The organism is Achromobacter sp. SIMBA_011 (genome assembly GCF_046535435.1).
GTDB lineage: Bacteria > Pseudomonadota > Gammaproteobacteria > Burkholderiales > Burkholderiaceae_B > Achromobacter > Achromobacter dolens.
Window position 1 is genome coordinate 647,337 of sequence record NZ_JAWRWN010000002.1, and the last position, 21,199, is coordinate 668,535.

Genomic DNA, 21,199 nt, shown 5'->3' on the forward strand with positions numbered 1-21,199 from the left:
GTTCGGAGGGGGGAGGGGGAATGTCAAGCTGCGCGGACTGCGCGCTTGCCGATGCCTGTCTCCTTTCACTACAATGGAGAATGGTTATCATTCATAAGCCCGCAAGGGCGCGCGGCCATGCCCCCCACGACGCAGGATCGAATCGAATCGCTTTATGTGGATCACCACGGCTGGTTGCACGGTTGGCTGCGCCTTCAGTTGGGCAATTCTTTCGAGGCCGCGGACCTGGCGCATGATGTGTTCGTGCGCCTGTTGCGCCGGCCGGCGGCGGCGGATGCGCGCGAGCCGCGGGCTTTTCTGAGCACCATTGCGCGCGGCCTGCTGGTCGACCATTGGCGGCGGCGCGAACTGGAGCGCGCCTGGCTCGACGTGCTGGCCCGCACGCCGGAAGCGCAAGTGCCTTCGCCCGAAAGCCGTCTGCTCATCCTCGAGGCGCTGATCAAGATCGACCAGATGCTCGACACCCTCAAGCCCAAGGTGCGCCAGGCCTTCCTGTGGGCCCAGCTCGAAGGCTTGACCTGCCGGCAGATCGCCGAGCGGCTGGACGTGTCGCTGACCACCGCCGAGCGCTACGTCGCCAGCGGGCTGCGCCAGTGCTACCTGTTCCGCTTCGAGCCGACATGAGAGCGCCGGGCGCGGCGGCGCCGATTGCCGCCTCCATTGTCGACCAGGCCATCGATTGGTCGGTCAAGCTCAACTTCGGCCAGGCCGACGCGCGCACCCGCGCGGCGTTCGAGCGCTGGCGCCGGGCCGCGCCCGAGCACGAGCTGGCCTGGACCCGGGTGCAATCGCTGAACGCGGATTTCAATACGGTCCCACAAGGATTGGCGTTGGATACGTTGACCGCCCTGAACGGTGCGCGCCGGCGCCAGCGCCGCGTGGTGCTCAAGAGCCTGCTGCTTGCCGGCGGCGTGTTGGGTATGGGCTGGGCGGCGCGCGAGCAGGTGCCGTGGCAGCGGCTCACGGCCGACGTCAGTACCGGCCTGGGCGAACGCCGGGCCCTGACGCTGGCCGATGGCACCCGCCTGGTGTTGAACACCGACAGCGCCGTGAGCCTGCGGCTGGACGGCGCCGAACGCGTGGTGGTGCTGCATCGCGGCGAGATATCGCTGGACACGGGCAGCGACCCCGGCTCGCCGGCGCGGCGGCCATTCCGGGTGCGCACGCCCTATGGCGTCGTCGAGGCGCTGGGCACTCGCTTCGTCGTGCGGCTGGACGACGATGGCGCCCGGGTCAGCGTGCAGGAGCACGCCGTGGCCCTGACGCCGGCCGAAGGCGGCGAGCGTGTCATCGTGCAGGCGGGCCAGCAGGGCTGGCTCGACCGCTGGCACGCACAGCCCCTGCAGCCGCCGGCCATGGAAAGCGCGGCCTGGGTCGAAGGCGCGATCGCCGGCAAGAACATGCGGCTGGCCGACCTGCTGGCGGAACTGTCGCGCTATCGCCGCGGGCGCATCAACTGTGCCCCCGAGGTGGCGGACCTGCGGGTATCGGGCACCTACCACGTCGACGACACTGACCGGGCGCTGGCCTTCCTGGCGCAGACCCTGCCGGTCCGGGTGCGCTACTGGACGCGCTACTGGGTGACGGTCGGCCCGGCCTGAGGCCGTCATGCCGCGTCACGATCCGGCCTTGAAAAGGGCCGAAAAAAAGTTGCTGAAAAAATGAGGGGATTCGCGTTCTTGTCCGGCCTACAGGGAAAGACACCTTTCAACCTGGCCTTCAAGACTACGCAATGACACTCGCTCGTACCCCGAAGACGGCGCGCCTGGCGCCCGTTCCCACCGTGCTGCGCACGGCCCTGTCCGGCATCCTGTGCGGCGCCGCCCTGGCGGCCTGGCCGGTCGCCGCCGTGCGGGCGCAAGCCGCGCCCGCGGTGCAGGAGGCCGAGCGCGGCTTCGCCATCGCCGCCGGCCCGCTGGACCAGGCGCTGAACCAGTTCGCGCGCGCCGCCGGAGTGAATGTGTCGTTCGATGCGTCCCAGGTCGAGCGCGCGCAGACGCAGGGCCTGAACGGCCGCTGGACCACCGCGGGCGGCCTGGCGGCCTTGCTGGCCGGCACCGGCTTCGAGGGCGTGCGCCAGCCCAGCGGCGGCTACGCGGTGCGGCGCGCCGCGCGCGGCAGCGCCGTCACGCTGGACGCGGTGACGGTGACCGGGCAGGAATACCGCAGCATGTCCGAAGGCACCGGCTCCTACACCGTGCCCTCGGTCATGATCGGCAAGGGCGACCAGCGCCTGCGAGACATCCCGCAGTCCGTCAGCGTGGTGACGCGCCAGCGGCTGGACGAGCAGAACCTGACCTCGGTCTACGACGCGCTGGAAAACACCACCGGCGTGACCCTGCAGCAGAGCCCGCAGGGCGGCAAGTACATCTATTCTCGCGGCTTCGAGGACAGCGTCATCCAGTACGACGGCGTGCCGCTGGAACGCGGCTTCTACGGCCGCGCCAGCAATTACTCGGGCGGCACCGCCATGTATGACCGCGTCGAGGTGCTGCGCGGCGCGGCCGGCCTGCTGCAAGGCTCGGGCTCGCCCGGCGGCGCGGTGAATCTGGTGCGCAAGCGTCCGCTGGCGGAAGACCGCTACATGGTCGAGACCAAGGCCGGCAGTTGGGACCGCTATGGCCTGCAGGTCGATGGCAGCGGGGCGCTCAATGCCGATGGCAGCCTGCGCGGCCGCGCGCTGGTGGACCGCCAGGACAACCACTCTTTCGTCGACCGCGTCCACATGAAGAACACGACCTTCTACGGCACGATCGAATACGACTTCACGCCATACACCCAACTGAACCTGGGCTACAGCTATGAAGACCTGCGCGGCCGCCCGTCGATTTCCGGCCTGCCGCGCTACAGCGACGGCGAGGAGATCGACTTCAAGCGCTCCACCAGCTACGGCGCCAACTGGAACCGGCAGCAAACTTCGAACCAGGGTTTCTATGCGGACTTCACGCACGCCTTCAACGACGACTGGCGCTTCAAGGCCACGGGCGCCTACGTGCAGGAAAAGCAGTACCTGAAGTACACCGCGTCCAGCCGCGGCGTGAGTCCGGTCACGCAGATGGCCCAGGTCAACGTCGCGCGCACGGTCGCCGACCTCGACGCCTCCGGCATGGACGCCAACCTGACCGGCAAGTTCTGGGCCTTCGGCCGCACCCATGAGGTAGTGGTGGGCGCCAACTACGCCCACACCAAGATCGACACGTCGTATTCGTACATCACCAACTACGCCACCTTCAACGCCTTCCAGTTCAATCCGGACCTGCCCGAGCCGACCACGGCCGCGCTGCGCGCGTTCACCGATGAAGTCCGCCTCGGCACGAGCCGCGAGCTGGGCTTCTACGGCGCGACCCGCCTGCAACTGACCGATCCATTGAAACTGGTGCTGGGCGGCCGTTTCAGCCGTTCCACCCGCATCTGGACCACGGACACCACCAGCGCCGGCAGGCTGACCAACGGCCAGACGGTGCAGGCCAATACCCACTTCACGCCGTATGCGGGCCTGATCCTGGACCTGTCGCCGCAGTGGACCACCTACGTCAGCTACACCGACATCTTCCAGCCGCAGAGCGAGGTCAACGCGTCCGGCCAGTCGCTCAAGCCGATCGTTGGCGAGAACTACGAGCTGGGCCTGAAGGGCGAGCTGCTGGACGGCCGCGTCAATACGGCGTTTGCGATCTTCCGCATCGACCAGAGCAACCGCGCCCAGGTGGACTTCAGCTCCAGCCCGACCTGCGCCGAGAACTACTACTGCTACACCGATGCGGGCAAGGTGCGCAGCCAGGGCTTCGACGCGGAAATCAACGGCGAAGTCACCCGCGGCTGGAACGTCTATGCCGGCTATACCTTCAACACCACCCGCTACCTGAAGGACGTCAGCAGCGAGGGGCAGGCGTTCGCCTGGCACACGCCCAAGCACATTTTCCGGCTCTGGACCACGTACCAGTTGCCGGGCGACCTGAACGCCTTCACGCTGGGCGGCGGGGTCAACGTGCAGAGCGGGCAGTCGCGCCAGATCGGCGCGCTCACCGCCAAGGCCAGCGGCCGCGCAGTGTGGAACGCCTACGCCAAGTACCAGATCAACCGCAACTGGGCCGCCACGCTCAACCTCAACAACATCTTCGACAAGACTTACTACAGCGCCATCGGCAACATGGTCAACGGCGTGCACTATGGCGATCCTCGCAATGCCATGCTGACGCTGCGCGGCACGTTCTGATGCGCCAGGGCGGGCTGCGCCAGCGCATGGCCTGGCTGCACACCTGGTGCGGCCTGGTCTGCGCCTGGCTGCTGTGCGTGATCTTCCTGGCCGGCACGCTCAGTGTGTTCCGCGCGCCGATCTCCCATTGGATGGGCGCCGAACCGACCCTGCCGCGCGACATGCGGGACGTTGGCAAGCCGGCGGTGCTTGCCGCCGCCGGGCGCTTGCTCGACCAGGAGGGCGCGGGCGCGCGCTTCTGGCGCATCGAGCTGCCGCCAGCGGGGGATCGGGCCTTGCGCCTGATCTGGCGCGATGCGAGCGGCGTGACGCGCGAGGCGGCAATGGACCCGCGCAGCGGCGAGCGGCTGCCCCAGCCCTGGGGCCGCAAGACCGAGGGCGGCCGCCACTTCATGGTGCTGCATTACACACTCTATGGCGGCGATTTCGGCTTCTGGCTGGTGGGCTGGCTGTCGGTCGGCATGCTGGTGGCGCTGCTGAGCGGCGTCGTGGTGCACAAGCGCATCTTCAAGGACTTCTTCACCTTCCGGCCGGGCCGGGGCGCGCGTGCCTGGCTGGACGGCCACAACGCCAGCGCGGTGCTGACGCTGCCGTTCCAGTTGATGATCGTCTATACCGGCCTGGCGATCTTCTATACCAGCTACATGCCGGGACCGCTGCGGGTCCTGTACGGCGAACAGGGCATGACGCGGTGGCGGGCGGAACTGGCGGCGGCAGGGCCGGGCGCCGACGCCGGCGCCGCCAAGGTGGACGCCGGGTTGACGCCGGGGGTGGCCGCGCGCCTGCAACTGGGCGTCTTTCTGGATGCCGCGCAGGCCGCGATGGGCGGTCCGGCGCGGATGGTCATGGTTGAGCGTCCCGGCCAGCCCAACGAGACGATCCGCGTGTTTGGCCGCGTCGACGAGGACGCCGCCGTGCGGCGTTTCACCGCCCAGGCTGGCCGCGCCGCGTTCCGCGCGGCCACCGGCGAGATGACCGAGCTGCGCCGGGCCGACGCCCCGCCCGGCGCCGACGTGGCGCATGGCGTGATGGAGCGGCTGCATCTGGCGGCCTATGGCGGCTGGCCCCTGCGCTGGCTGTACTTCCTGTTCGGCCTGGCGGGCACGGTGATGATCGCCACCGGCGCGGTGCTGTACGCCGTGAAGCGGCGCGCCCGGCACGATGGCGCATTCGGCGCGGCCACGCCGGTTTTCCAGCGGGTGGTCGAGTCGCTCAATGTCGCGGCCATTGCCGGTAGCGCGGTGGCCTGTATCGCCTATTTCCACGGCAATCGCCTGATCCCGGCGGACTGGCCGGCGCGCGAATCCTGGGAGATCCGGGTGTTCTTCCTGGTGTGGCTGGCGACCTTGCTGCATGCGCTGCTCCGGCCGCCGTCGTGCGCGTGGCGCGAGCAGTTCGGCGCGGCGGCGCTGCTGTGCCTGTCGCTGCCGCTCGTCAATGGCTTGACCACCGGGCAGTCGATTCACACCTATGTCAGGGCGGGCGACGTGATCGCCGCGTCGGTGGAGGGCGTCGTTCTGCTCGCCGGCTTGCTGTTCCTGTGGTTGGCCGGGAAGGTGGGGGGCGCACGCTGGTCGCCGCCGCTGGCGGGCCGCACGCCACCCGCGCCGCCTGGTTATCGCTGGCGCGTCCTGGCGCGCGTTGCGGTGGCGGTGGCGGGCGGCTATGCGCTGGCAGCCCTGGTCGCGATCGCCCTGGCGCAATGGCTGGCATCGGTGGGTTGGGTCGGCCGGCCGGTGGCCGTCGTGGCGGGCACCTTGTGCGCATTCCTGTTCTATGGGTTGGCGGTGATGTGGGTGTTCGCCGTGCGGCGGGCGTGGCTGTATCTGCTGGTGGCGGTGGCGGTGCTGGCGGCGTGGGTCTGGGTGGCAGGGGCGTGACGTTGCCGGGACGGGATGCGGCCGGCGTCGTTTCTGTCATCATGTCGAATAATCAAAAAAGCGGAGACACGCATGACCGAATTACGCCGAGCCCGAATGGTTCCGGAGTTGCTGGTGGCCGACCTGTCGCGCAGCCTGGCTTTCTGGATGGACCTGTGCGGCTTCAAGATTGCCTATCGACGCGAGGCGGAGGGCTTTGCATACCTGGACCTGGACGGCGCGCAGTTCATGCTGGAGGAAGTGCGCGGCGATGACAACTGGATCACGGGCCCGCTGGAGGCGCCGCGCGGACGGGGCGTCAATTTCGAGATCAAGGTGGCCGCCATCGAGCCCTTGCTGGAGCGGCTGGCGGCCGCCCGCTGGCCGTTGTACCGGGAACCCGAAGCGCGCTGGTATCGCAGCGATGCGATCGAAGTGGGCGTGCGCCAGTTCCTGGTGCAGGACCCCGATGGCTATCTGCTGCGCTTCTCGGCCTGGGTCGGCGATCGACCGGCGGCGCATTGACGATGCGCGCGCTGATCCTGGCGCTGGCCGCGCTGGCCGTATCGTTCGTGACCACGGCTCATTCGGCGAACATCCCCTGTTCCGGCAAGAAGGGCGGCGTGGAACGCTGTGCCGGGGAGAAGTTCCTCTGCCGTGATGGTTCGATCAGCGCCTCGAAGCGTGTCTGCACGGGCCCGGACGGCGCCGCCCAATCCCTGGTGTCGCCGCCACCCGCGTCCGGTTCGAGCGGCACGTGCCACTGCCGCGACGGCCAATACTGTACGGGCCCGCGCGGCGGAACCTTCTGCTATTCGGACAGCGGAAAAAAGTCGTACCTGAGGAAGTGACGCGCTGCCGTCACGTGGCCTCGCGCTTCAAGTGCTTCCAGACCTTCGCCATCGAGGCCAGGCGGGGGCGAGTAGCGGTGGCCGCGCCGTCGCGCATGGCCGGGGCCTGGCGTGTCGTCGCGTGGTCGGGGGCGGCCCGGCGGGTTGCGCGGCAGGCACCGCGCGGTCCTGGCGGGGCGGCACGTTCCTGCGTACACTGGCGCCATGCTGCGCATTGACCATCTCACCAAACGCTACGGCGACCATCTCGTCTTCCAGGGGCTGACGCACACCTTCGGCCCCGGCTGCGTGGCGCTGTGCGAAGAGGACAGCACCGGTAAATCCAGCCTGCTCGCCATCATCGCGGGCGTGATCGCGCCGGATGGCGGCGAGGTCTGGATCGAGGGCCATTCGCTGGGCGGGGCGCCCCAACTGGCCAAGTCCCGCCTTGCCTACGTGCCCGACAACTGCCTGGCGTCGCCGCAGCAGACCGGGCGCGGGTTGCTCCAGCAGGTCGCGGCGGAGAAGGGCGTGGCGGTGGATGACGCGGTGCTCGACCTGGCCGCGCGGCTGGGGCTGGAACCGCACCTGGACAAGCGCTTCGAGCAGATGTCCACGGGCACGCGCCGCAAGGTCTACCTGACCGCGGCCGCCCTGGGCGATCCGGCCGTGGTCATCGCCGACGGCCCCAGCAACGGGCTCGATACGCCGGCGCGGCGTGAACTGGCCGAGCTGTTCCTGGCCTGGGGCCGGGACCGCGTGGTGCTGTTCGCCAGCCACGATCCCGAACTGGTGCAGGCCTGCGGGGCGACCGTCATGGAGGTGGCCGCGCTGCGCTAGCGCGGCGCTCCGGTTACTTGCCTCCGGTGACGTCGACGAACGTCCCGGTGACGTACGAGGCCTCGGCGCCGGCCAGCCACAGGATGGCGCGCGCCACTTCCTCGGGCTGGCCGCCGCGGCCCATGGGCACGGTGTCCTTGATGCGGTCCACCCGCCCCGGTTCGCCGCCGCTGGCGTGCATCTCGGTATAGATGTGGCCGGGACGCACGCAGTTCACGCGGATGCCTTCGCGCGCCACTTCCTTGGAAAAGCCGATCGTGAAACTCTCCAGCGCGCCCTTCGAGGCGGCGTAGTCCACGTATTCATTGGGACTGCCGAGCCGCGCCGCGCCCGATGACACGTTGATGATGGCGCCGCCCCGGCCTTTGTGGCGCTGGGACATGCGCCGGGCCGCCTGTTGCGCGCACAGCATGGGGCCGATGGCGTTGACGGCGAAGATTCGTTGCATCCGTTCGAACGTCAGGTCTTCCACCCGCGATTGCCGCGCGATGATCGCGGCGTTGTTCACCAGCACGTCCAGACGGCCGAATGCCTGGTCGATGGCGGCGAACAGATGGGTGACCTGTTGCGGGTCCGCGCTGTCGGCGCGCACGGCCAGGGCGCGGCGCCCCAGGGCCTGGACGTCGGCGACCACCGCCCGCGCCGCCACTTCGTTCAAGACATAGCTGATCGCCACGTCATAGCCCTGCGCGGCGGCCAGCCGCGCGGTGGCGGCGCCGACGCCGCGGCTGCCGCCGGTGATCAGGATGACGGGGGCTTGGGATTCGGTGGCCATGAAAAGGGGCTCCTGCTGCGAAGTTCGGGATGGGTGCGTCGGGCGCGCCTGCGCCGCGCCGGTCACTATACTTCGCGCGGATCCGCGCCTCCAAGGCTGCTTCACGCGACGGGCGCCGGAATTCCCGGATGCGCCGGCGGGTCAAGGCGTCATCGGGCGCGCGATGCCGATACACTGCAGTCGCCTGCGCATGGCGCGGTGTCGACGGCGGCCGCGCAAGGCTTGCCCGGCCCGCGCCCGGTTTTCAAGGAGTGGATTCATGGCACGCATCTTCATCACCGGTTCGGTCGATGGCCTGGGACTGGCGGCCGCGCGCGCGCTGCTGGCGGACGGCCACATGGTGGTCGTGCACGGGCGCAATCGCGAGCGCCTGGGCGCCGCGCGGGAATTGTTGTCGCAAGGGGCGCTGGCGGTGGTGGGCGACCTGGCCGACCTGGCGCAGACGCGGGAGCTGGCGGACCAGCTCAATGCGCTGGGTCGGATGGACGCGGTCATCCACAATGCCGGCGTCTTCACCGGCCCGGCCATCCTGCCAGTCAATGTCATCGCGCCGTATGTGCTGACCGCCTTGATGGCGCGGCCGCGACGGCTGGTCTACCTGAGCAGCGAAATGCACTACGACGGCAGGCCGGACCTGGACGGCATGGCCTGGGATGGCGGCCGCGAAAGCGGCTCGTATTCGGACAGCAAGCTGTTCGTGACGGTGTTGATGGCGGCCGTGGCGCGCCGCTGGCCGGATGTGATCAGCCAAGCGGTCGATCCCGGCTGGGTGCCCACCAAGATGGGCGGGCCCAACGCGCCGGACGATCTCAGCCTGGGACATGTGACTCAGGCCTGGCTGGCGACGACCGATGACGCGGCGGCGTCGCGCAGCGGCGGTTACTGGCACCACCAGGCGCGTCGCGAGCCACATCCCGCCACGCACGACGAGGCCTTCCAGGCGCGTCTGCTGCAGGCCTTGCGCGGCGCCACGGGCATTGCGCTGCCGTAGCGGTCTGCCCTCCCGTGGGCGCGCAGGCCGGCCTAGCGGGAGTCGGCTGTGTCCGTGCCGCTCATGAACCAGCGCAAATAAGCGTTGTTACGGCCGGCGCGGGCCAGCACGGGGGCGTCGCGTGACCAGCCCTCGCGATCGCCACGATACGCGGCCAGCGCGCTGCGATAGAACAGGTCCAGCACCGCGCGCTCGCCGTCGATGTCGGCGGCCCACTGGACGGGCGGACCCGCCAGCGGCGGCGCGTTGCGCTGCGCCATCAGCGCCGGCAGCGTGCGCACGATCTCGCGCGGCCGGACCCAGGGGGCGTATTCGATGGACGGCCTGTCATCCGTGACCGGCGCGGCGCCGCCGGCGAAGCGCGCCAGTCCCTCGCGGTCGGTCACCCAGGTCGCCAGCAGTGCCGCGACCGAGGGCACGCCGACCTCGGCCAGGGCGTCATGCAACGCTGGCACGGCAAAGCGCCGCGCCATGCGCTCCGGCACCAGCGGCAGCGGATCGGGCGATCCCACCAGCAGCATTTCATGCAGTTCCGTGGTCCAGAGCGAGGCATGCGGGAACACCGCGATGAAGCTGGCCACCAGAGCGCGCGTGTCGTCCAGGTTCTGCGTCGGCAGGGGCAGCCACTGCGCCACGATGCCGTGCGGATTGAGGCGGCGCGCCGCCAGTTCGTAGAAGTCGCGGGAATACAGGTTGACCACGCCCGCGGCCGACGGCGGCGGCGGTTCCAGCGTGATCAGGTCGTAGGTGTCGGCGCTGGCCAGCAGCTCGCGCCGGCCATCGCGCAACCGCACCTGCAGGCCGCTGTCGCGATAGGCGTCATAGGCGCCATGAAAGTGTGGCGCGGCCCGCAGCACGCCGGGCAGCAGTTCGGCAACCACCCTGCGCTTCAGGCCGGGATAACGCGACAGCGCGCCCGCCGTGATGCCGGTGCCGTAGCCGATGACGAGCGCGGATTCGGGCTCGCCGGCATGCACGATCAGCGGCAGCAGGGCCTGCAGCCGCATGTAGCGCAGCGATGGCATGGCGTCGCCCGAGTTCGAGACGCCCTGGATGTAGAGGCGATTGAAGCGCTGCGCGCCGCGGCCATTCTCGACCACCGCCACGGTGCCGCCGTGACTCTCGTGATGGAACACCAGCGGTTTGCCGCGCGCGCCCGGCATGAGCCGCGCCAGGTGGTCCTGTGGCAAGGCCCAACCGATGATGAGCACGGCGACGCCGAGCGCGCCGGCCAGCGCCGGGGCCATGGGGGCGGCCGCGCGGCCACGCCAGGTGGCCGCCACGCCCACGGCGCAGGCGGTCGCGGCCAGCAGCGTCAGGCTGCGGATCGTACCCAGCCAGGGCAGCAGCACGAAGGCGACCAGCGCGGTGCCGGCGATGCCGCCCAGCGTGTTGCCCGCCAGGGCCAGGCCCGCGCCGTGGCTGCGGCGTTCGCCCGGGGCGACGATCTGCAGCACCGCTGGAAAGGCCGCGCCGAGCAGCAGCGTGGGCAGCAGCACTACCGCGCCCGCGGCCACGGCGAAGCGCGCGCTCATGCCGGCCAGGCCGCTGTCGACGAGGCGGCGCATGGCGGCCTCGGCCAGGTCCTGGGCCGGCGCCAGCCAGACGCCCAGCAGGGCGGCTTCGGCCAGGGCGATCAGGCCGGCGCCCGCCACCAGCGCCGCGAACACGCGCCACGGATCGCCGAAACGGTGGCCCCAGCGCGCGTACAGCGCCGCGCCCAGCGCCAGCCCGGCCAGGTAGACCGCCAGCACCACCGAGAACGCGAAGGCCCGCGTGCTCATGAACGGGATGATCATCTGCGACCACAACACTTCGTAGCCCAGCGCCACGGCGCCGGCCACCGCGTACAGGGCCACGGCCAGCCGGGCCTCGGACGACAGGCGCGGCGCGTCATGGAGGGCGGGGCTGTCGGTGGCGCGCGCCGGCCGCCGGCCGCGCAGCGTCCACGCGCCCCAGGCGGCGGCCAGGTTCAGGGCCGCGGCGGCCAGGGCGGTGCCCTGCACGCCAAGCGCGGGAATCAGCAGGAAGGCGGGCAACAGGGCGCCGGCGATGGCGCCCGTGGTGTTGGCCGCGTACAGGGCGCCGCCGTCATGGCCGGCGCGGCCGGCGCCGACCGCGCGCAGCAGGATGGGCAGGGTGCCGCCCATGAAGAAGGGCGCCAGCGCGACCACCGCGAACAGGGCGGCCCAGGCCAGCAGCGGCTGCTGCAACTGCCAGCGGGCGAACAGGCCGGCGCTGTGCGCCAGCGCGACGGTGACCGCCAGCGCGGACAGGCCGATCGCCAGTTCGACGATGGCGTACAGGCGCCAGGGATTGGCGTGCCGCTCGGCCAGCCTGCCCAGCCGCCAGCTACCCGCCGCCAGCCCCAGGAAGAAGGCGCTGACGGCCGTGGCGATGGCGTGAACCTCGACCCCGACGATCAGGGAAAGCTGCTTGATCCACAGGATCTGGAATATCAATGAGGCCGCGCCCGACAAGCCCAGCAGCGCGCAGGCAGGCGCCAGGCTTGCGCCCGAGCCTGCCGCGCTGGCGGCTTCCTTCGGTGGCGCGCTCGCCACGCCTGCTTGTGCCATACGGGACGCTCCATGGAATGAAAGGACTGCCATCACACGCAGGCGGCGCCCGCCGAAGCGGGCGCCGCCCGGCGCGTCATGAGCCGGCCTTGCCTTGCTTCTTGGCGGCTTCTTCGAAGTGCTTCTCGATGGCCTTGTCCACCGCTTCCTGCACCTGGTCGACGCTGAAGCTCGCCGGCCGCTGGCTGGGCGGGTACTCGATGAAGGTCTGCAGGAACTCCGACGCCTTGGCCGAGCCGATGAACGCCAGGTAGGCATTCTTGGACAGCCAGTCGTTGTACTGGTCGGAGACGATGTCGGCGCGTTCGTACGGATCCATGCGCAGGTTGAACACCTTCGGCACGCGCAGGCACACGAACGGGTCGCTCCAGACCGCGAAGCCGCCCGGCGCGCGCTGCTCGCAGAACACGACCTTCCAATTCTCGAACCGCATGGCCACCAGCAAGCCATCGTCGTTGAAGTAGTAGAAATCGTCGCGCGCGCTCTTGTCCGACTTGCCGGTCAGGTAGTCGAGCTGGTTGTAGCCATCCAGATGGACCTTGTAGCTCTTCTGCCCGCCGCTGGGCGCCCAGCCCTTGAGGAGGCGATCCTTCACGTCGGTGTCACCCACCGCCGCGAGCAGGGTCGGGAACCAGTCCATGCCCGACACGATGCCGGTCTTGGTTGTGCCCGGCTCGATCTTGCCCGGCCATCGCACCATGGCAGGCACCCGGAACGCGCCTTCCCAGTTCGAGTCCTTTTCGTTGCGGAAGGGCGTGGTGGCGGCGTCGGGCCAACTGAACTGGTTCGGCCCGTTGTCGGTGGTGTAGACCACGATGGTGTTGTCGGCGATGCCCAGGTCGTCGAGCTTCTTGAGCAGCTTGCCCACGTCCTGGTCATGCTCCCACATGCCGTCGGCGTAGTCGTTGCCCGGCATGCCGCTCTTGCCCTTGTGCTCGGGCCGGATGTGGGTGTAGATGTGCATGCGCGTGGTGTTCATCCACACGAAGAACGGCTTGTCATCCTTGGCGTGCTTGTCGATGTAGTCCAGCGCCGCGCCCACGGTCTCGTCGTCGATCGTTTCCATGCGCTTGGTGGTGAGGGCGCCGGTGTCCTCGATCTTGCCGTCGGCCGAGGCCTTGATCACGCCGCGCGGCTTGTAGGCCGCGATGATGGGATCCTTGGGGTTCTGCGGCCAGTAGGGGCGTTCCGGCTCCTCTTCGGCATTCAGGTGGTAGAGGTTGCCGAAGAACAAATCGAAGCCGTGTTTGGTCGGCAGGTACTCGTCGCGGTCGCCAAGGTGGTTCTTGCCGAATTGCGCGGTGTTGTAGCCATGCGACTTGAGCGCCTGCGCCAGCGTGATATCGCGATCCTGCAGGCCCACCGTGGCGCCCGGCACGCCGACCTTGGACAGGCCGGTGCGGCGTGGCGACTGGCCCGTGATGAAGCTCGACCGTCCGGCCGTGCAACTGTTCTCCGCGTAGTAGTCCGTGAATATCGCGCCTTCCTTGGCGATGCGATCGATGTTCGGCGTGGTGTAGCCGACCACCCCTCGTGTGTAGGCGCTGATGTTCGCCTGCCCGATGTCATCGCCGAAGATCACCAGGATGTTTGGCTTCTTTGCGGCTGCGTCGCCCTGGGGCTTGGCCTGCCCCGCCGGCGTCTGCGCCGCTGTCTGCGCCTGCGCGCCGCCCATGGCCACCAGGCCGCTGGCGGCCAACAGCGCGGCTCCCCACCATCGTCTTGCCTTCATGACTGCTCTCCTTGCCCGCTCGGGGCGCGTTGATGCACCACAATCACTACTGCTCGAACGCATACACCTGCTTCCAGTCTTGCTGCATGTCCACCACCGTCCACCCCTGACGGCGAGCCTCGTCCAGCGCCTTGTCCAGGCGGCCGACCTTCGAATCCCGGTCGTAGGCCCATTCGCGCCGCGCGTCGGTGTGATGTACCAGCGCGGCCAGCCGCGGTCCGGGCCCGGCGGCGGTCCACTGCAGCATCTGCAGGTCGCCGTCCGAGTTGCCGAAGGCCAGGATCGGCCGCTTGCCGATATGGCGCTGGATGGCCACGGGTTTGCCCGGCCCGTCATCGTTGAATTCGAGCTTGGCGGTGCGCCACAGGGTGGGTTTGCCGTCGCGCACGTCGTAGGTGGTCACGAACGTCGTGCCGATCATCTGCTCGGGCGGAATGCCATACGCCTGCTGGGCCCACGCGCGCATGAATTCGACTTCGCCGCCCGAGACGATGTAGGTCTTGAAGCCGTTGGCCCGCAGGTAGTCGAGCAATTCGCGCATCGGCTGGTAGGTCATGGCGGTATAGGGCTGCTGGAAGCGGGGATGGCGCGCCGTGCCGACCCAGTGCCTGACGCTGTCGGCGAAGGCCTCGGTCGTCATATCGGCATGCGTGACGCCGACGATCTTGGCCAGCCCTTCGGCGCCGCTGGCCGCCAATGCCGCGTGGTCGCCCGCGAGCGCCGCCTGGTAGGGTTGCTCGCGCCGCCACTGCGGGTGGCTGGGCGCCATCTCCTTGACCCGGTCGAGCGAGAACAGCAGTTCGAAGTACGCCGGCTGTTCGCTCCAGAGCGTGCCGTCGTTGTCAAACACGGCAATGCGATCGGCCTCGGCCACGTAGCCCGTTGCGCCCGGCGTGGTCACGGTCCGCACGAATTCCACGATGGCGCGGCGCGATGGGCCGTCGTTCCACGAAGGCAGCGCGGCGGCCTGCTGCGGGCGTTGGCCGGCACAGGCCGACAGCAGGCTGATCGCCAGCACTGCGCACAGCAGGCGCCAGCGGCGCCAGACCTGCATTCCCCAGTCACTCATGCGTTGCTCCTCGCGGGCCCGCGGCCCGTTGCCGATGCGCCCTCCGGGCGCGGATTCAGGTGACGCGGCAGGGCGTGCGGCGCGGGCCGCATCGCGGCGGCCAGCCACGCCTGACGCCAGGCTCGCGACGTGGCAAGCCATTGCGTGCGCGCTGTCGGGTCCTGGCGTGTCGGGCCGTAGGTGGCTTCGAGGAGGGCGGCGCCCGCCTCTTGCTGTGGTGTCGGCGATGCGCGCAGCGCGTCCCGCAGGGCCGGCGCGTGGGCGGCGCGGCGCAACCAGCGATAGAACGCGGTGAGGCCGGCGTCAGGGCGCCCGCACGCGCGCCGCCATTGCCGCCACGCATAGCGTTCGCCGGCGCGGTAGCGCGCCAGGGCTGTCCGGCAATGAGCGCGCGCCGCCGTCGCCATGCGTTGAATCGGCGCGCGCATCAGCCAGGCGAGCAGCGCCAGCCCGACCACGGCGGCCGTGGTGTGGATCCAGGCCATGGGAATCACCCAGCGCAGGCCCTGGCGCAGGTGCGCCAGGTCGTCGGCCAGCGAGAAAGGTGGCGTGGCGGCAGGCGCGGCGCCGACCTGGAAAGCCCGGGCCGGCAGTCGGGCCGGGGCGGACCCCGCGCCCGGCTCGTTCCATGACAGGGCGGGCAGGGTGGACTCGCCGGCCGCCAGCGGCTCGTAGTCGGCGCGGTCGATGCGCTGCCCGCCGAGGAAGCCGCCGCGGCCGTCGGTCAGTGTCGTCACCGCCGGTTCGTGCGGATAGCGCCTGAAGCCTGGCACGTCCCGCAGCGGGGCGGGCGGCAGCAGCATCGGCTGCATCCCCATGGCGCGCTGGGTGACCGAACGCGTGATGCGTCCGCCCACGACAACCGGATCGGGCGCGAGGGTGAATGTCTGCGACACCTCGGGCGCGCGCGCGGCGGATGGCGCGGCCGCCGCTGCCGCCACCGCGAACGAGAGCGCCTGGCTGGCGCCGGCGGCGTCGCGCTGGCCGGGGCCGACCTTGGCGCTGACCCGCAGCGGCGGCACCGTGACGGTGCCGGCCGTGAGAGGGCTGAGCAGGTAGGTATAACGCAGGCCGCTGTAGGCCACGCCATCGATGGTCTGGTGCAGGATCTCGCCTTCGCCCGAGGCGGGGGTCACCATCACGCCCGGCAGGGCCAGCGCGGGCAGCCGCGGCGGCTGGGTGAACCAGGTCGGCGTCAGCACCTCCAGCCGCAACGGCACGGTGGCGCCCGGCGCGATCGCATCCGTATCCTCGATGCTGGCGCGCACGCGCAGCTCCGGCGGCGCGTCCTGCGCCGGGGCGGCGCCGCCGGCCAGGGCAAGCGCGCACAGCAGACAGGCTAGCAGGCCGGGCTTCATGGCGCGGCCTCGCGCAGGCTGTCTTCCACGGCGAACTTGCCTCGCAGGAACTGGGCGGGCGACAGCGTCAGGTTGCGCAACCACACGTCTTCGGAGACGGCCTTGGGCGTTGCGGCCGCCTTCATCCGGGCATCCTTGGCGGCGCGGTCCTGGCGGCTCTGGTCGGGCGGCTCGGCCTCGTCGCCCTGGTCTTCCTGCTTCATGGCGGCCAGCAGGCGGCGCAGGATGTCGCGATTGAAGATGGCCTCGGGCCAGCCCGGCCGTTGGGCCAGCGCCTTGTCATAGGCCGCCAGCGCGGCGTCGTATTGATGCAGGCGGGTCTGGCAGTTGCCGACGTAAAAGTGCGCCTCGGGCTTGTCCAGGGCTGAGAAGGCCGTCAGCGCCGCGGCGTAGTCGCCGGCCGCATAGGCGGCCCGACCCTTCCAGTAGGGGTCGACGAAATGCGTCGCCGCTGCCGCGTAATCGCGGTGCTCGAAGGCGCGCCGGCCCTGCTGGTCCGGGGTCAGGAAGGCGTCGGCCCAGACGCCGGCCTGAACCGCCTGCGGCGCGGTCCAGATGGCGGCCGCCAGCAGGCAGGCAGACCACGTCACACGCCAGCCTCGCCGCAGCGCCAGCAACGCCAGCAAGGCGATCGGCCAGCACAGCCAGTAGCCGGCGTCGCGCCAGTGCGGCTGCGCGCTGGCGGCGTCCTGCACTGCGCGAAAATGCTGCTGCGCATGCAGGCGGACCCAGTCCAGGTCGTCGGCCGTGCGCGTCAGGCTGCCCAGCGGCGCGTGCGCGGCCTGCGCCAGATCGCGCAGCGCGCCGGTGTCCAGGCCATTGACGCCCACGGCCATGACCAGCACCTGCAGGTCCGGCGCGGCGCGGGCGGCCTTGCCCACCGCGTCCAGGGTGGCGGGGTCGGCGCCATCGGTCAGCAGCAGTACCGAGCCGCCGGCGCGCTCGGCGCGCAGCACCTGGCCGGCCAGGGCAATCGCCCCCGCGACGTCGCGGCCGCGCGCCGGCAGCAGGTCGGTGGCCAGCGCCTGCGCGAACAGGTCGAGCAGGGCGGTGTCGTCGGTCGGCGGCAGCACCAGGTGGCTGGTGCCGGCATACGCCACCAGCCCGGTCTTGGCGCCTTTGCGCTGGGCGGCGATGTCGCGCACGCTGCGCTTGACCGCTTCCAGCCGGCTGGGCGGCACGTCCGCCGTGTCCATCGAGGCGGACAGGTCCACCGCCAGCACCAGCGGCGCCACGTTGTCCAGATAGGCGGGTTCGTCGCGCTGCCAGGTGGGGCCGGCCGCGGCGATCGCGCCGAGCGCCAACAGCGCCGCCAGCACGTCGATGGGCCGCGGACCGCGGCTGGCCGCCGAGCGCAGCAGCAGGTAGGGCAGCAGTTGCGGCGCGATGCCGCTGTGCTGCGGTCGGGCGTGCATGGCGCGCCAGCCGATCCAAAACAGCGCGGCGGGCGCCAGGCCCAGCAGCCACAACGGCCGCAGGAAATGGAAGGCGCTCAGGTCGATGTCCATGCGCTGTCCTCTTTCGCCCGCGCGGCCGGCGCCGGCCGGCCATCCCGCCGCCACGCCCACAGCGCCGCGACGCCATGCCACAGCGCCAGCAGCAGCATCGCCAGACCCACGGGCGCCCAGAAGAAATCGCGCTTGGGTTGGTGGCTCAGCGTATCGACCTGGCGCGGCGTGATCTGGTCCAGGGTCGCGTAGACCTGCTGCAGGCTTTCGCGGTCATTGGCCTGGAAGAAGCGTCCGCCGGTGGTCTGTGCGACGTGTTCGAGCAGCGCGAAGTCGACCTTGTCGTCGCCGCGGGCCCGCGGGTCGCCCATGCCGATGGTGTGGACGCGGATGTGATGCCGCGCGGCCAGGGCGGCGGCCCGCTGCGGCGGCACCGCGCTGCCGGTGTCGTTGCCGTCTGTCAGCAGGATCAGCACCTTGTCCGGTTCGTCCATGGCGTCGAGCATGCGGATGCCCAGGCCGATGGCATCGCCGATGGCGGTGTTGGGTCCGGCCATGCCAACCGCCGTGTGCCGCAGCAGCAGTTGCAGCGCCGCGTGGTCCAGCGTCAGCGGCGCCTGCGGATAGGCGGCCGTGCCGAAGACGATCAGCCCCAGCCGGTCGTCGCCGCGCCGGGTGATGAAGTCGGCCACTACCGCCTGCACGGCGCGCCAGCGGCTGACCGGCAGGCCCTGTGCGTCGCGGAAGTCAGCGGTGTCCATGGACTGCGAGATATCGAGCGCCAGCAGCACGTCGCGCACGGGACGGCTGTGCGTGAGCGGCGGCTCCACCCATTGCGGCCGCGCCAGGGCCAGCGCAAGAAGCAGCCACACCGCGACGCCGAGCCACAACTGGCCGTTGCCGCCGGCGGGTTCGGGGCGGTGCGGAGAACGGCCGGTGAGCGTGGCGATCTGCTCGAAGAACGGCATGCGCAGCGCCTCGCGGCCCGGCCTGTAGGGCGGCAGCAGGCGCCAGGCGACCCAGGCCAGGGGCGCCAGCGCCAGCAGCCATGGATATTCAAGCCGCCACATGGTGTCGCTCCATCCAGGCGCGCGTTTCGCTCAGCAACTGCCGTGTCTGCGCCGGCGGGAGGCCGCGCAGGGTATCGTCGGGCGCATAGGCGATCAGCGCCAGCAACCTTGCGCTGTCAGGCGCCAGCGCGACGCTGCCGGTCGCCAGCGCCCGGACCCAGGCCTCGCCGCTGAGGGCGCCGACGCCACCGCGCTTGCTCCCCGGCTGCGCCGCCAGCGCGGTGCGCTTGATCAGCCCGGGCAGGGCGCGCAAGGCCAGCGGATCGGCCTGCACGGCCAGGTCGAGCCGGCCCAGTTCGGCCAGCGCCTCGCGCCGGTAGCGGTTGCGGCGCCGGTGGCGCTGGGCGGCGAGCAGGCCGCCGCCCAGCAGGCCCAGCAGGATGACGGCCAGCACCAGCCAGCCCCAGGTCTGCGGCCAGTAGGGGACGGGCGCGGGCAGCGGCAGCTCGCGCAATTGGTCGAGGCCGGGCGCCTCGGCGCTCATGCCGGGCCTCCCGGCGCTGGCATGCGCCCGAGTTCGCGGCGCAACTGCGTCAGTTCATCCGCGGCCGTGTCGATCGACAGCAGCGGCACCTGGCTGCGGCGCAGCAGGTCCGCCACATCGCGCAGGCGGCCGCTGAAGAAATCCGCAAGGGGCCGACGCTCGCGTTCGCGGCCGATCGCAACCTCGATCTGTAGTTCGCCCTGCGAAACCACCAGCCGGCCTCGGCGCGGCAGGTCCTGCGCCATGGGGTCATACACCAGCATTGCCAGCACGTCGTTGTGCGCAGCCAGCAGCCGCAACAGTCGCAGTGTCTGCGCGTCGGCGCCGACGAAGTCGCTGATGACGCAGACCAGTCCATCGTGTGGCATCAGGGCTTGCGCGGCGCTCAGCGCCTGGTTGAGCGCGCCGTCGGCCGCGCGGGCAGGGCTGTCGGCCGACAGCGCGCCGTTGGCGCGGGTCACGGCGGCGAGCATCGCGCGCACCCGGTCGCGGCTGCGCAGCGGCGCGATGGCGCGGCTGCCTTCGTCACCGAAGACGATGCCGCCGACCCGGTCGCCGGCCCGGTAGACCGTCCAGGCGGCCAACGCGGCCAGCCGCGCGGCGACGGCGCATTTGAAGGCGCGCACCGAGCCGAAATACATGCTCATGCGCTGGTCCACCACGATCAGCGCCGGCCGGTCCCGTTCCTCGGTGTAGGAGCGCACATAGGGCTTGCCGTAGCGCAGCGAGGCGCGCGCATCCAGTTGCCGCAGATCGTCACCCGCCACATAGCGGCGCAGCTCCGAGAAGTCCAGGCCACGCCCGCGCAGCCGCGACGCATGCATGCCCGCCAGCACGCTGTGGGGCTTCTGGCGCGCGCCGAGCGAGAGCCCGCGCACGGCCAGCTCCAGCCCGATCAGCTCGGACAGCGGCGGATGCACGGGATGCGGGGGCGTGCTCATGGACAGGTTCCTAGGCCGGCACGGCGACGGTGTCGAGCAGCCGGTCGATGGCCGCCTCGGGGGTCACCCCTTCGGCCACCGCGTCGTACGACAGGTGCAGGCGATGGCGCAGCACCGGCCGCGCCACGGCGCGCACGTCGTCGGGCGTGCTGAATGCGGCGCCACAGAGCCAGGCGTGGGCGCGCGCGGCGCGGTCCAGGGCGATGGCGCCGCGCGGGCTGGCGCCGATCTGGAGCCAGCGCCCCAGGTCCGCGTCGCACTCGGCTGGCTGGCGCGTGGCGTTGACCAGGTCCACGATGTATTCGTCGACGGCAGGCGCGACTTGCACTGCCGCGACCTCTTCGCGACAGGAGAACAGCGCTTCCTGCGACAGGGGCGCCCCTGCCTGCGAGCCCCCCGTGGCGGCCGGATGGCGCAGCAGCGCCAGCATCGCCACCTCATCGGCGGCGGCGGGATAGTCGAGCCTGATCTTCATCAGGAAGCGATCCATCTGCGCTTCCGGCAGGGGATAGGTGCCTTCCTGCTCGATCGGGTTCTGCGTGGCCACGACCATGAAGAGCGCCGGCATCGGCCGGGTGGTGCCGCCCACCGTGACCTGCCGCTCTTCCATGGCCTCCAGCAGCGCCGACTGCACTTTGGCCGGGGCGCGGTTGATCTCGTCGGCCAGTATGATGTTGCCGAACAGCGGCCCCTGCTGGAACTGGATGCGGTGGCCGCCCGCGCCATCGGCCTGCAGCACGTCGGCGCCGGTGATGTCGGAAGGCAGCAGGTCTGGCGTGAACTGGATGCGGCTCATGCGCGCGTCCAGGTTGGATGCCAGCGCCCGCACCGTGCGGGTCTTGGCCAGTCCGGGCAGGCTTTCCAGCAGGATGTGGCCGTCGGCCAGCAGGCCGACCACGATCATCCTGACGACCGCGTCCTGGCCCAGCACCTGTTGGTTGATGGCGCGTTCGAGCGCGAGAATGGCATCGCGTTGACTCATGAAGACAAGCCCCTCCCCATGTGGTGGCTTC

Annotated in this window: 18 protein-coding genes; 8 read left to right on the forward strand and 10 right to left on the reverse strand. The window is 70.5% G+C overall.

What is annotated here, in order from left to right; translation table 11 throughout:
- Nucleotides 1-117 precede the first annotated feature (117 nt).
- The 7 genes from SB816_RS10215 (at nt 118) to SB816_RS10245 (ending at nt 7,742) form a co-directional block, all read left to right on the forward strand.
- Complete coding sequence (locus tag SB816_RS10215) at nt 118-624, forward strand: sigma-70 family RNA polymerase sigma factor (protein ID WP_410546881.1); 507 nt, start codon at nt 118-120, stop codon at nt 622-624.
- Nucleotides 621-1,601, forward strand: coding sequence for a FecR domain-containing protein (locus SB816_RS10220; protein ID WP_410546882.1), 981 nt, complete (start codon nt 621-623; stop codon nt 1,599-1,601). The genes SB816_RS10215 and SB816_RS10220 overlap by 4 nt, the downstream gene beginning before the upstream one ends.
- Nucleotides 1,602-1,732: 131 nt before the next feature.
- The gene (locus SB816_RS10225) at nt 1,733-4,213 is read left to right on the forward strand and encodes a TonB-dependent siderophore receptor (RefSeq protein WP_410546883.1); all 2,481 of its coding nucleotides are present in this window, start codon (nt 1,733-1,735) and stop codon (nt 4,211-4,213) included.
- Nucleotides 4,213-6,093 carry a PepSY-associated TM helix domain-containing protein gene (locus SB816_RS10230; protein WP_410546884.1) on the forward strand — a complete coding sequence of 627 codons (1,881 nt, stop codon included), beginning with the start codon at nt 4,213-4,215 and terminating at the stop codon, nt 6,091-6,093. The genes SB816_RS10225 and SB816_RS10230 overlap by 1 nt, the downstream gene beginning before the upstream one ends.
- A gap of 72 nt (nt 6,094-6,165) precedes the next feature.
- Entirely contained in the window at nt 6,166-6,597 is a 432-nt protein-coding gene (locus SB816_RS10235) for a bleomycin resistance protein (protein WP_054415789.1), read from the forward strand.
- Between the two features lie 2 nt (nt 6,598-6,599).
- A complete protein-coding gene (locus tag SB816_RS10240; RefSeq protein ID WP_410546885.1) occupies nt 6,600-6,923 on the forward strand; it encodes a hypothetical protein in 324 nt (107 codons plus the stop codon).
- Between the two features lie 204 nt (nt 6,924-7,127).
- On the forward strand, nt 7,128-7,742 hold the full coding sequence (locus SB816_RS10245; protein WP_410546886.1) for an ATP-binding cassette domain-containing protein: 615 nt from the start codon (nt 7,128-7,130) through the stop codon (nt 7,740-7,742).
- A gap of 13 nt (nt 7,743-7,755) precedes the next feature.
- Here SB816_RS10245 and SB816_RS10250 read toward each other — a convergent pair whose 3' ends face one another.
- On the reverse strand, nt 7,756-8,517 hold the full coding sequence (locus SB816_RS10250) for an SDR family oxidoreductase (RefSeq protein ID WP_410546887.1): 762 nt from the start codon (nt 8,515-8,517) through the stop codon (nt 7,756-7,758).
- Between the two features lie 259 nt (nt 8,518-8,776).
- On the opposite strand from SB816_RS10250, the gene SB816_RS10255 reads away from it, so the two are divergent.
- A complete protein-coding gene (locus SB816_RS10255; RefSeq protein ID WP_410546888.1) occupies nt 8,777-9,508 on the forward strand; it encodes an SDR family NAD(P)-dependent oxidoreductase in 732 nt (243 codons plus the stop codon).
- Nucleotides 9,509-9,540: 32 nt separating this feature from the next.
- On the opposite strand, the gene SB816_RS10260 is transcribed toward SB816_RS10255, so the two are convergent.
- From SB816_RS10260 to SB816_RS10300, 9 genes are all read right to left on the reverse strand, one after another.
- Entirely contained in the window at nt 9,541-12,084 is a 2,544-nt protein-coding gene (locus SB816_RS10260; protein WP_410546889.1) for a fused MFS/spermidine synthase, read from the reverse strand.
- 76 nt (nt 12,085-12,160) lie between these two features.
- A complete protein-coding gene (locus SB816_RS10265; protein WP_410546890.1) occupies nt 12,161-13,816 on the reverse strand; it encodes an arylsulfatase in 1,656 nt (551 codons plus the stop codon).
- A gap of 46 nt (nt 13,817-13,862) precedes the next feature.
- Nucleotides 13,863-14,885: a haloacid dehalogenase-like hydrolase gene (locus tag SB816_RS10270; protein ID WP_410546891.1), complete on the reverse strand. Its 1,023-nt coding sequence runs from the start codon at nt 14,883-14,885 to the stop codon at nt 13,863-13,865.
- Nucleotides 14,882-16,243 (reverse strand): hypothetical protein, encoded by a 1,362-nt coding sequence (locus SB816_RS10275; RefSeq protein ID WP_410546892.1) that lies wholly within the window; start codon nt 16,241-16,243, stop codon nt 14,882-14,884. Before SB816_RS10275 ends, SB816_RS10270 begins: the two co-directional genes overlap by 4 nt.
- The gene (locus SB816_RS10280) at nt 16,240-17,751 is read right to left on the reverse strand and encodes a VWA domain-containing protein (RefSeq protein ID WP_410546893.1); all 1,512 of its coding nucleotides are present in this window, start codon (nt 17,749-17,751) and stop codon (nt 16,240-16,242) included. Before SB816_RS10280 ends, SB816_RS10275 begins: the two co-directional genes overlap by 4 nt.
- Nucleotides 17,736-18,761 (reverse strand): VWA domain-containing protein, encoded by a 1,026-nt coding sequence (locus SB816_RS10285; RefSeq protein WP_269872391.1) that lies wholly within the window; start codon nt 18,759-18,761, stop codon nt 17,736-17,738. Before SB816_RS10285 ends, SB816_RS10280 begins: the two co-directional genes overlap by 16 nt.
- Entirely contained in the window at nt 18,748-19,245 is a 498-nt protein-coding gene (locus SB816_RS10290) for a DUF4381 domain-containing protein (protein WP_269872390.1), read from the reverse strand. Before SB816_RS10290 ends, SB816_RS10285 begins: the two co-directional genes overlap by 14 nt.
- On the reverse strand, nt 19,242-20,186 hold the full coding sequence (locus tag SB816_RS10295) for a DUF58 domain-containing protein (protein ID WP_410546894.1): 945 nt from the start codon (nt 20,184-20,186) through the stop codon (nt 19,242-19,244). The genes SB816_RS10290 and SB816_RS10295 overlap by 4 nt, the downstream gene beginning before the upstream one ends.
- A gap of 10 nt (nt 20,187-20,196) precedes the next feature.
- Nucleotides 20,197-21,168 carry an AAA family ATPase gene (locus SB816_RS10300; protein WP_269872388.1) on the reverse strand — a complete coding sequence of 324 codons (972 nt, stop codon included), beginning with the start codon at nt 21,166-21,168 and terminating at the stop codon, nt 20,197-20,199.
- Between the last annotated feature and the right edge of the window lie 31 nt (nt 21,169-21,199).